Origin of the sequence: Pseudoclavibacter sp. Z016 (assembly GCF_002931215.1) — a bacterium.
Classification (GTDB): Bacteria; Actinomycetota; Actinomycetes; order Actinomycetales; family Microbacteriaceae; genus Pseudoclavibacter.
In genome coordinates this window covers 264,417-274,083 of sequence record NZ_PSTU01000015.1, presented here as the reverse complement: position 1 = coordinate 274,083, position 9,667 = coordinate 264,417, and the positions used below count along the sequence as shown (strand labels likewise).

Here is a 9,667-nt window from a genome sequence, read left to right as displayed (position 1 = left end):
GCCCTCTCCCGCCCTCTCCTCCTGCCCGTCCCCGCGCGCAGACCTGGGGATGAGGCACCTCCGTGGGGCCGGGAGCGTGCGCGAGCCCCAGGTCTGTGGCTCGCATGGGGCAGACCTGGGGGTTCTGCACGCGCCGCTCGCGTTGTGGATGCGCGAGCCCCAGGTCTCTACCTGGCGCGCAGACCTGGGGATGAGGCACCTCCGTGGGGCCGGGAGGGTGCGCGAGCCCTGGGTCTGTGCCTGGCGCGTGCAGACCTGGGGAGGAGGCACCTCCGCGGGGCTGGGAGCGTGCGCGAGCCCTAGGTCTGTGCCGCGGCCCTCGGCTTTCGGCCCTCGAGTCAGCAGGGGCTGCTCGGCGTCACAGCTTGCCGAGCATGCGCAGCCGGCGCTCTCGCAGGGCGTGCGCGTGCGCAAGGAATGCACTGGGGTCCGGCCAGAGGTCTGAGATGGTGAGCCGCTCGGAATGCCAGCCCAGATTGGTGACCTGGCGAACGCGCTGGATGTCGCGTCTCCACTGCGTCGGACTCACCAGATGACCGAGCCCCTCGAAGTCGTAGGCGATCTTCGCCTCGAGATCAGCGCAGTCAGGGCGCGCGACTTCCTTCCCTCGGACACGCAGAGAGTGCTGAACGGTGAGTTCCGGATATCCGGAGTCGTGGAGCACGAAGCGCAGGAGACTCTCGTACGGCGACTCGACTTTCTCGCGAATCTGCGGCGTCATCTCGCGGAGCAGGGCAGCGCCGAACCCGGGCGACCACTCGGCCACGAAGCGTTGCAGGACATCGGGCGTCTCGAGGGTTCCGTGCCAGCGGCGGTTCGGGTAGTTCTCGGCCCCGCTGACAAGCGCGTCCCCGAAGCCGAGGAGGTCCGGCCGCGCTGAGGCGGCGTTCGAGCGCAGGAGGTCGCGACTCATCAGGCCGTAGAGGAGCGCGGGATGGGGCAGCGCGACGCCAGCGAACGTGAACGTGCGCCAGAGCCGTGCTGGGACGATTCTGGTGGTGACTCCTGGGCGCCGCGGCACGTTCGTGCCGTCAGGGACGACGAGATGGACGCGCGGATCCCGGAGGAGCTGCAGCGGCAGCGGCAGGCCAAGGATCCGCGCTGCGGACACTGCGCCGTAAGCGTGCGCTTCCTTGAGGAGCGGCGCGTACTGCAGATCACGGGCTCGGAGCTGCCGGCGAATCGCTGCCGATGACGACTCCAGCTCGTCAGCCGGATCTGCTGCGCCACTATCGACGCGAACGCCACGAAAGGGTCTCGCCAGCCCCGGGTTCCTCAGCCGGCCCCTGCCCACACCCAGGTCTTGCGCATCCGCCACCGTGAAGCTCTTGCCCCGGAGCTCGGGTGGGAGCTGGTCGCGAAAACGCGGAAATCTGTCTGGAGGAGCCACACGGCGACGCTACGTGCGCGGCGCCGCCCGCGCGCGACCCCGCGAACCGGCTGTGGAGAACTCCAGGATCGGCGCACCTGTGACAACACAGTGGAGCTCGGCCTCTGGGTGCGGACAGACCCGGGGGTTGCGCATCCGTTTGGCCCGTGCGAAGTGGGTTAGCCCTAGGTCTGCGAGCGGGAGCGCAGGGCGGAGCGGGAGCGCGGTGCGTTAGCCCCGGGCCTGCGGGCGGGGGCACGAGCGTGGGCGCGACGGGGACGCGACCGGGGTGCGGAGGAGGAGAGCGGGGCAGCGGCGAGGGCGCGCCACCTCGGGCGGTGCGGGCGGCGTGGGCGGGCGCGGGCACCTCGGGCGGTGCAGGCCGTAAGGGGCGTTCAGCCGGCGGTGGAACCCAGGAACTCGACCTCGGTGCTCCCGGTCAGTGGCTCCGAGGTGACTCCGGTGACGGTCACGGTCACCGTGTAGGTGCCGGGCGTCCCGAGTTCGAACGAGATATCACCGCACACCGTGTCGTAGTTGCTGCTGAGCGCCTTCGCCGTGCGAGTGATCGTGTCGACGCCCTCGGCGCTCGCGGTGTACTCGCACGTGCCCGTCCGGGTCACGCCGGTCACGCGGGCCTCAGCGCTGATCCACGAATGGCGGTCGTCCGCCGTGGCGGCGAAGACGAGCTCCCCGCCGTCCTCTGCCGTTGAGGCCTCCGAGGCTTCCGGGCTTTCCGTAGCCTTTGGCGCTGCGACCGGCGAGAACGTGCCAGTGCTGGATTCTGAGCTCGGCGCACTGCCGGTCGGCGAGCATCCGCTCACCACGACCAAGACAGCGACGGCGCACGCGACTCCGAGGCCCGCTGCCTTCCAACGAAACCTTGAGCCGCGCTGCTGGGATTCCACGGATCAGGCTCGGTCTTGGAGCTCCTTGACGGCGCGGGCGAAGTCACGGGTCTGCAGCACTTCGAAGGCTGCACCGGGGTCGGACCCCGCCGAGACCACGCAGAGCTCGTCGATCTTGTTGATGAAGCCGAGGACACGTCCGTCTTTGACGACCCGGTACGAGTTCTCGGAGAGGCGGTCGACGCGGCCCTCGGCGGGCGTCGTCGCGGTGAGAGGTGGAACGGGGAATGGCATGAGGCTCCTGCCGTCGTTGGCGACCGTCTCAGACGGATAGTCGCATCTTCGCGCACTGACATGTGCGCTGAGGGGTGTTCCCTGAGTTCTGTGGAGAGTTCTCACGACATCTCAGGGAAGCTGATACCTCCTAGAAATACGCCAATCTGATCCTCAGCGTTGAAGCCTTGCCACAACGGGGTGGTGGGTGTTACCCAAGGGGCATGGTTCGACTGCGAAGGTGGACTCCCTCGGGAGGGGCGTGGACCCGGCACTCGGCCGGGAATGGCTTCAGCTACCGCGACGAGCGTGGCGAGCGCATCGTCGACGCGCGAGTCCGAGAGCGCCTCGCGTCGCTCGCGATCCCACCGGCCTGGAGGGACGTGCGCATCGCGCCACACGAGAACGCGCATGTCCTCGCCCTCGGCGTGGATGCGCTCGGCCGAACCCAGTACATCTACCATCCCGACTGGACGGCGAAGCGGCAGATCGTGACCTTCGACCGGGCGCTCGAGCTGTCCCGGGTGCTCCCCTCGGCGCGGCGCTCCGCGACGAGAGCCCTTCGTACAGCGAGCTCCGGCAGGGATGCCTCGCTCGCCGCGAGCTTCAAGCTCCTCGACACGGCGTTCCTGCGGGTCGGCAGCGAGAGATCGGCGAAGCAGTTCGGGCACCGGGGGCTCACGACCTTGCTGAACAGGCACATCCTGCTGCAGGACGAGCAGGTGCTGCTCGAGTTCAAAGGCAAGAGCGGGGTGCCGTGGAGTGCCCTCATCGAGGATGTCGAGCTCGTGTCGTTCCTGGGGGAGCGCAAGGGCGCCGGCTCTCCTGGGCGCCGCATCCTGGCGTGGAAGGACGGGCGGGCTTGGCGGCGACTCGCGGCCAGAGAGGTGAACGACGACATCAGGTTGCGCACGAAGGGCGAGTTCACGGCGAAGGACTTCCGCACGCTCCACGGCACGGTCTTCGCTGCGGGTCGGCTCGCCGAGCTGGGGGTCGGGGGCACCGTCCGGGAGCGGAAATCGCTGGTGGCGCAGGCCGTGCGGGACACCGCCGAGCTGCTCGGGAACACGCCGGCGGTCGCGAGGTCGAGCTACATCGATCCGCGCGTCATCGAGGCCTACGACGAGGGGCGGGTCGTCGCGGTGGGCAGGGGCTCAGGCGAGGCCGCGCTGCGGGAGCTGCTGCTGGGCTCGTCCAGCTGACGGCCAGGGCGCGCACACGAGACGTCCAAGGTTCGGGGAGGTCGGTGCGAGAGCGTGGACGCCTGCTCGGTTGCGAGCCGGGACCCTGGTCCGGATCGAGCTGCACACTTCTCCCGACGAAAGGACACTCAGCAATGACGACTCTCGACACCAAGCGCGTGGCCTTCCTCCTCACGAACGACTTCGAGGACAGCGAGCTGACCAGCCCATGGGGCGCCGTGACCGAGGCGGGCGCAGACGCGTCCCTCGTCGCGCCCGAGTCCGGCACCGTGACAGGCAAGAACGGGCACGAGCAGTCCGTCGACCTTTCCTCGGCCGACGCGAAGGCAGCGGACTTCGACGCACTCGTGCTCCCGGGAGGGGTCGGCAATGCCGACCTCCTGCGTCTCGACGAGGCGTCCGTCTCGTTTGCCCGCGACTTCTTCGAGGCGCACAAGCCGGTTGCGGTGATCTGCCACGGCGCGTGGATCCTCACCGACGCGAAGGTGCTCGACGGGCGCACGCTCACGAGCTTCCCGAGCCTCAAGACCGACCTCGTCAATGCCGGGGCGACGTGGGTCGACGAGGAGGTCCACGTCGACCAGGGGCTCGTCTCGAGCCGGACTCCAGACGACCTGCCCGCGTTCAACGCGAAGCTCGTCGAGGAGATCGCCGAGGGCAAGCACCGCGGGCAGACGGCATGACCCACTGAGGGCTTCGGTGTGAGGGGTGGGCGGATGCAGGCGCATCCGCCCACCCCTCACCCGTGTTCGTGCCACTCGGCCCGTTTGGGCAGCAGGGCCGCGTCGGAGTCCGGGGCCAGAGTCTCCGATGATGAGGGCGCTCTCATCTCCTGAGCACTGTGCGTCTCATGAACGCTCACGAAGCTTGGGTCTACCGAGGCGAACTCGCGGCTCGGCAGTCAGCAGGAGGCAGCATCATGAAGAAGAACACCTGGATCATCGTCGGCTCGGCAAGCGCACTCGGGCTCGGCATCCTCGCGGTCGGCGGCGCGGGTGTCGCCAACGCCCTCGAGCTGCGCGACGTGCCGGGCGAGCAGCTCGCCCTCTCGACGCCGTCAACGCCCCCGACCGCTTCGGCCTCGCCGACGACGGACAGCAGTGCGTCGCCCACCGCGACACCGGTCTTCAGCTCCCCGAGCCCTGTCTCGGCCCAGACTCCGCTCAGCGCGCCGACCGTGCAGAGCCCAGTGAGCGCGCAGAGCCCGGTGTCGGCGCAGACGCCGCCCTCGGTGCCAAGCGCCTAACGGGTCACCTTGTCCACAAGCTGATCGGTTCCCGGGCTGCGGAGGCCTGGCCCCGGTAGGTTCAGCGGTAGGACCGACGACAGGGCCCGCAAGGGGGAGCGCATGTTCGCAGCAGCCAGGCAGGTGATCGAGGCCGTGGCCACAGGCACCGGCCGCGAGGTGGCGTCGGTGACGCTCGCCTGCGCTGAGCCGAGCGGCGACGGCGTGCTCGCCGGTTACGACGTGGAACTCGCCTCGCAGCAGGGCCCAGACGAGCGCATCCGTCTCTTCATCGACACGGCCACCAACCCGGCGGCTGCGTCGACGGTGGGCGAAGCGCAGAACTGGACCACGGTGCAGAACCCCGTGACTCGCGAGCAGGTGAGGGTGTGGCGATACCCGCACGACCCGGCCCTGCCTGCCCTTCCCGCGACGGCGTTCCCCGACTCCGCGCGCGAGACCGCGGCCCGCTTCGGAGCCGTCGGAGAAGGCCAGCTCGAGATGCTCGCCTACCGGCCAGGGCGCCGAGCAGTGCTGCGTCTTGCCGGCCCGGACGGCACGCTGTTCTTCAAGGTGGTCCGGCCGGGGCACGCAGAGCCGCTGCACCGCATCCACGAGGAGCTCGGGGGTGGCGGGGTCGCCGTTCCACGCAGCCGCGGATGGAGCGAGGCGGGTCTCGTCGCACTGGAGCGAATGCCTGGGCTGCCTGCCGACGCACACGTGCCCCACACTCCTGAGGCTCGGCTCGAGTTCCTGGGGGAACTGCAGTCGCTGGTCGCGTCGATCGGGGCGGCGCCCGTCTCACGACGAGCCCGTGCGAGCCTCACGATGGGGCTCGACTGGTACCTGCTGCGGCTCCACGACCTGCTCCCCGCGCGACGGGCCGACATCGATGGGATCGCGGTGAGCATCCGCCAAGCGCTCGCCGAAGCGCGGCCGGGGCCAGCGCGCACGGTGCACGGCGACCTGCACCTTGGGCAGATCTTCGTCGAGCCGAGTGCCCGCCCCGGGGGCGGCACTTCGATCACGGGGGTCGTCGACATCGACACGGCTGGCGTGGGCGACCTCGCCGACGACCTCGGCGGGCTCTACGCGCACGCCATCGTGACGGCCCTCACCCACGATCTCGGCGGGAGAGCGGAGCTGCGCACGGCCACGTTCGAGCTCGCGGAACTCGTCAGGTTCGCCTGGGGCGAGTTCGCCAGCACCTGGACCCAGCCGGGCGGATCCGGGCTCATCACGGACGACCCCGACCTGAGTATCCGATCCAGCGCGGTCGCCCTCACGCATTTGCTCTCGCACGCGTTCGGGGCTGCCGTGCGAGGAGGGACCGGGCTCGATGCGCTGCCTGATCGCATCCTCGATTTCGCGAGTGCCCTCTCGAAGGAACCGAGACGATGAGCGCCGAGAAGCCCCGACCTCGCTGGCTCGTCGTGGCCCTCGCCGGGGCCGGTGCGCTCGCCATCGTGCTCGCGGGGGTCACCTTCGCGCAGGCTACGTCGTTGCGCTCCTCGCCGGGCGAGGTCGTCAACCTCGGACCGATCGTCGGCGAGCAGTCGCCGGCGACGACGATCAGCGTGACTCCATCGCCGGCCTCCTCCTCGGGGCCGACGCCGACCGGTTCGCCGACACCGAGCCCGTCGTCGGGCCCGCTCCAGCCGTCGCTGCCGACGGGTGGCATCCAGGCGCCGGTGCCCGTGGAACCGGTGGCCCCCTCCCAAGTCGACGACGATGATGACGATGATGACGACGACGACGGCGAGGATTGACGACGAGGCTGAGGGCTGACGACAACCCCGACGATGGACGGCGAGGTCGAGGACTGACGGCGGCAGGACCTTGCGCTTGGGCACGCCGCCGACGCGGAGATGTGACGGTCGCCGGGGCCCGCTTCAGCGCAGCCGGTATCCCATGCCCCGCACCGTCTCGATGCGCTCGGAGCCGATCTTGCCGCGCAGGTAGCGCACGTACACGTCGACGACGTTCGAGCCCGGGTCGAAGTCGAACCCCCAGACCCTGCTGAGCAGCTGCTCGCGGCTGAGGACCTGCCCGGGGTTGGCGAAGAACTGCTCGGCGAGCCCGAACTCGCGTGCCGACAGGTCGATGTCGGTGCCTGCGACCCGCACGCGGCGCGTGCGGAGGTCGAGCAGCAGGTCTTCGTGGGTGAGCTCCGTGCTGGCGGCCTGCCCCGAATCCCGGAGCCGAAGCCGGATGCGTGCGAGGAGCTCGTCGAACTTGAACGGCTTCGCGAGGTAGTCGTTGGCGCCCCCGTCGAGGCCCCGCACGGTGGACTCGACCGAGGTGCGGGCCGTGAGCATGATGACCGGGACCGTGTGCCCCTCGGCGCGCAGCCGGTCAAGGACCTCGAAGCCGTCCATTCCGGGGAGGCCGACATCGAGGAGCACGAGGTCGAAGTCGCCGCCGCGGGCAAGCTCGAACCCATCGGTGCCCGACGCTGCGACGGCCACCGCGTACCCGGCCGATTTCAGGCCCTTCTCGACGAACGAGGCGATACGCGCCTCGTCTTCGACGACCAGGATTCTGCTCATGCGGTGTCCTCTTCCTGGGGGTGTTCCTCGGGGTGCTGGGGTCGTGCGCCGTTCGATGCATCGGATCCGCTTGCCCCGGAGCGGTCAGGGGTGCCGGGCCTGTCGGGGCCAGCAGATCCGTCCGCGGGGACGACGATCGTGAAGGTCGACCCGAGACCCGGCCGGCTCGAGAGCTCGACTCTTCCACCGTGGCCGCGGGCGATCGACGCCACGATGGCGAGTCCGAGGCCTGAGCCGGTCTGGCTGCGGCCCGTCTCGGCACGCCCGAAGCGATCGAAGATGCGCTCCTGCGCGGAGACGGGGATACCGACCCCCTCGTCCCGGACCCAGAGTCGGAGCTCGCCGCGCGCATCCACGAGACTGCCGAGCTCGATCCTGGAGCCCGGCGGCGAATACTTGGCGGCGTTGTCGGCGAGCTGCAGCCAGGCCTGCGTCAAGCGGCGGGCGTCGACGTCGACGACCACCGGCGCCGTCTGACCGAGCACCCACTCGTGACTCGAGAGGGCGCTCGCCTTCGCCTGGACCTGCTCCGTCAGCTCGAGCACGTCGCAGGGGGCGATGCTCAGGAGTCCCTGCTGCTCGCTGACGGCGAGCGCTTCGATGTCGTCGATGAGCTCGCTCATGCGGTCGAGCTCGTCGAGGGCCAGCGCCACAGTCGCCGTGGTGTCGGCAGGGTCGTTCGGGTCGAGGAGCTCGAAGTGCCCACGCACGATCGTGATGGGGGTCTTCAGCTCGTGACGGACGTCGTCGAGCAGCTGCCGCTGGGAGGTGAGCGAGCCGTCGAGGCGGTCGAGCATGCCGTTGATCGTCGCGGTCAGAGCTGAGACGTCGTCGTTGCCGACGACCGGGATGCGCGCAGACCTGTTGCTGCCCGTGATCGACGCCGCCGTCTCCCGCAGCTCCCGGAGCGGCCTGAGGAGGCGGCCGGCGACGAACCAGCCAACGAGGCCGACGGCGGCGAGGGCGGCGACAGCGACGATCGTGTACGTCTGGAAGGTGCTGTTGGTGTCGGCGAGCTCGGCCCGGAGGTCGTACGCCGCGAGGTACAGCGCGTCGCTCGAGCCGTCGCCGACCGTGAAGGGGACGGCGATGTAGCGGAGGGCGAGAGCGCCGTCGACGAAGGTGCCCATGCGCACCGAACCGTCGGCGGTCTCCGCCACGGCTCGTTCGACGAGGCCGGGCACCTCGGCGAGGGAGAACGGCGTCGGCGTCGCCGGGATGAACGTCGGCACGCCGTCGACCAGCCCGAGGGCGCCCTCGTTGCGTTCCGGGACGAAGCGCTGCATGACCAGCTCGAGGGCTTCGGTGCTGCTCGAGAAGGAACGGGCCGGATCGGGGGCAGGGGCGGCCGGGGCCGCCGGGTCCGACGTCGTGGGCGCGGCGGCGTCTGTGCCGCTCACGAGGCCGCTGACGTTCTCCGCGAGGGCGACGAGGCGTTCATCGACTCCGCTCAGGTCGCGTTCGCGGGCCGCGAAGTAGCTCGTCGCGCCGGCGACGATCATGCCGAGCATCGTGACGAGCAGGATCGACGCGAGGATGCGAACCCGCACCGAAGCGCGGGGCCGCACCTCCCGCCGCCCCTCGCCCGCCGTGGTCACCTGCATCCACTGATTATCTGGGGCGCACGAGTCCAGAGCCTGGCAGGTGAGAAGACTCTCACGCAGCCGTGCCCCCGTGCGGCCCCCACTCGTCCGCCCGGTCCCGCTCCACAAGCCCCAGCGGGAAGGTGGCATGGCGCGTAGGCTCGTCGAGTGGAAACCGAGCGCTACGAACTGACCAGGCGAGCAAGCCTCGAGGTCCTGCGCGCCGAAGCGCAGGACGAGCGCGAGACCATGATCTACGCTCGCGCTCGCCGCGGCGAGGACCCGTGGCGCTTCATGCAGGAGCTGCCGACGGTCGACGAGCTCGTCGTGCTGCTCATGCGCGCGGAAGCCCTCGAGCGGGGCGGAGACGAAGCCCCCTCCAGCGGTGAGCATGACGCGCAGCTCATGCGTCGCATCGCGACCGAGTACCCGCCGCTCGGGCCCACCGTGTGGACCATGCTCGCCGGAAGGAGCCGCTTCGGCGACCGCTGGAACGCCCGAACCGTCTGAGGCTGCTGGGCCTGGGCCTGGGCCTGGGCCTGGGCGCTGGGCGCTGGGCCTGGATGCCGTGCGCCGAGGCTCTGCCCGTTGCTGCAGGTTCGGTCGGCGGCTCCGGAG

At 70.2% G+C, this 9,667-nt stretch carries 11 protein-coding genes; 6 read left to right on the top strand and 5 right to left on the bottom strand.

Features of this window, described 5'->3' with window-relative positions:
• Nucleotides 1–358: 358 nt before the first annotated feature.
• From C5B99_RS14740 to C5B99_RS14730, 3 genes are all read right to left on the bottom strand, one after another.
• Nucleotides 359–1,111, bottom strand: a complete 753-nt coding sequence (locus tag C5B99_RS14740; RefSeq protein WP_104243366.1) for a hypothetical protein — start codon at nucleotides 1,109–1,111, stop codon at nucleotides 359–361.
• A 653-nt stretch (nucleotides 1,112–1,764) separates the two neighbouring features.
• Nucleotides 1,765–2,001, bottom strand: coding sequence for a hypothetical protein (locus tag C5B99_RS19065; RefSeq protein WP_146082017.1), 237 nt, complete (start codon nucleotides 1,999–2,001; stop codon nucleotides 1,765–1,767).
• Between the two features lie 279 nt (nucleotides 2,002–2,280).
• Nucleotides 2,281–2,511 carry a hypothetical protein gene (locus tag C5B99_RS14730; protein WP_104243362.1) on the bottom strand — a complete coding sequence of 77 codons (231 nt, stop codon included), beginning with the start codon at nucleotides 2,509–2,511 and terminating at the stop codon, nucleotides 2,281–2,283.
• Nucleotides 2,512–2,714: 203 nt separating this feature from the next.
• Here C5B99_RS14730 and C5B99_RS14725 point away from each other — a divergent pair, with 203 nt between their 5' ends.
• The 5 genes from C5B99_RS14725 (at nucleotide 2,715) to C5B99_RS14705 (ending at nucleotide 6,686) form a co-directional block, all read left to right on the top strand.
• Nucleotides 2,715–3,692, top strand: a complete 978-nt coding sequence (locus tag C5B99_RS14725; RefSeq protein WP_104243360.1) for a DNA topoisomerase IB — start codon at nucleotides 2,715–2,717, stop codon at nucleotides 3,690–3,692.
• A 134-nt stretch (nucleotides 3,693–3,826) separates the two neighbouring features.
• The gene (locus C5B99_RS14720) at nucleotides 3,827–4,375 is read left to right on the top strand and encodes a type 1 glutamine amidotransferase domain-containing protein (protein WP_104243358.1); all 549 of its coding nucleotides are present in this window, start codon (nucleotides 3,827–3,829) and stop codon (nucleotides 4,373–4,375) included.
• A gap of 236 nt (nucleotides 4,376–4,611) precedes the next feature.
• Complete coding sequence (locus tag C5B99_RS14715) at nucleotides 4,612–4,938, top strand: hypothetical protein (protein ID WP_146080598.1); 327 nt, start codon at nucleotides 4,612–4,614, stop codon at nucleotides 4,936–4,938.
• 102 nt (nucleotides 4,939–5,040) lie between these two features.
• Nucleotides 5,041–6,318, top strand: a complete 1,278-nt coding sequence (locus C5B99_RS14710; RefSeq protein WP_104243355.1) for an aminoglycoside phosphotransferase family protein — start codon at nucleotides 5,041–5,043, stop codon at nucleotides 6,316–6,318.
• Nucleotides 6,315–6,686: a hypothetical protein gene (locus tag C5B99_RS14705; protein WP_104243353.1), complete on the top strand. Its 372-nt coding sequence runs from the start codon at nucleotides 6,315–6,317 to the stop codon at nucleotides 6,684–6,686. Before C5B99_RS14710 ends, C5B99_RS14705 begins: the two co-directional genes overlap by 4 nt.
• 123 nt (nucleotides 6,687–6,809) lie before the next feature.
• Here the strand turns inward: C5B99_RS14705 and C5B99_RS14700 are convergent, their stop codons facing one another.
• Nucleotides 6,810–7,466, bottom strand: a complete 657-nt coding sequence (locus C5B99_RS14700; protein ID WP_104243351.1) for a response regulator transcription factor — start codon at nucleotides 7,464–7,466, stop codon at nucleotides 6,810–6,812.
• Entirely contained in the window at nucleotides 7,463–9,070 is a 1,608-nt protein-coding gene (locus C5B99_RS14695) for a cell wall metabolism sensor histidine kinase WalK (RefSeq protein ID WP_181065031.1), read from the bottom strand. Before C5B99_RS14695 ends, C5B99_RS14700 begins: the two co-directional genes overlap by 4 nt.
• Before the next feature lie 147 nt (nucleotides 9,071–9,217).
• Here C5B99_RS14695 and C5B99_RS14690 point away from each other — a divergent pair, with 147 nt between their 5' ends.
• Entirely contained in the window at nucleotides 9,218–9,559 is a 342-nt protein-coding gene (locus C5B99_RS14690; protein WP_181058043.1) for a tryptophan synthase subunit alpha, read from the top strand.
• Nucleotides 9,560–9,667: the final 108 nt, after the last annotated feature.

What these genes read in the sequence shown, in the direction of transcription:
- C5B99_RS14730 (WP_104243362.1), bottom strand. Translation starts at nt 2,511, where the DNA reads ATGCCATTCCCCGTTCCACCTCTCACCGCGACGACGCCCGCCGAGGGC.
- C5B99_RS14725 (WP_104243360.1), top strand. Translation starts at nt 2,715, where the DNA reads ATGGTTCGACTGCGAAGGTGGACTCCCTCGGGAGGGGCGTGGACCCGG.
- C5B99_RS14720 (WP_104243358.1), top strand. Translation starts at nt 3,827, where the DNA reads ATGACGACTCTCGACACCAAGCGCGTGGCCTTCCTCCTCACGAACGAC.
- C5B99_RS14715 (WP_146080598.1), top strand. Translation starts at nt 4,612, where the DNA reads ATGAAGAAGAACACCTGGATCATCGTCGGCTCGGCAAGCGCACTCGGG.
- C5B99_RS14710 (WP_104243355.1), top strand. Translation starts at nt 5,041, where the DNA reads ATGTTCGCAGCAGCCAGGCAGGTGATCGAGGCCGTGGCCACAGGCACC.
- C5B99_RS14705 (WP_104243353.1), top strand. Translation starts at nt 6,315, where the DNA reads ATGAGCGCCGAGAAGCCCCGACCTCGCTGGCTCGTCGTGGCCCTCGCC.
- C5B99_RS14700 (WP_104243351.1), bottom strand. Translation starts at nt 7,466, where the DNA reads ATGAGCAGAATCCTGGTCGTCGAAGACGAGGCGCGTATCGCCTCGTTC.
- C5B99_RS14695 (WP_181065031.1), bottom strand. Translation starts at nt 9,070, where the DNA reads ATGCAGGTGACCACGGCGGGCGAGGGGCGGCGGGAGGTGCGGCCCCGC.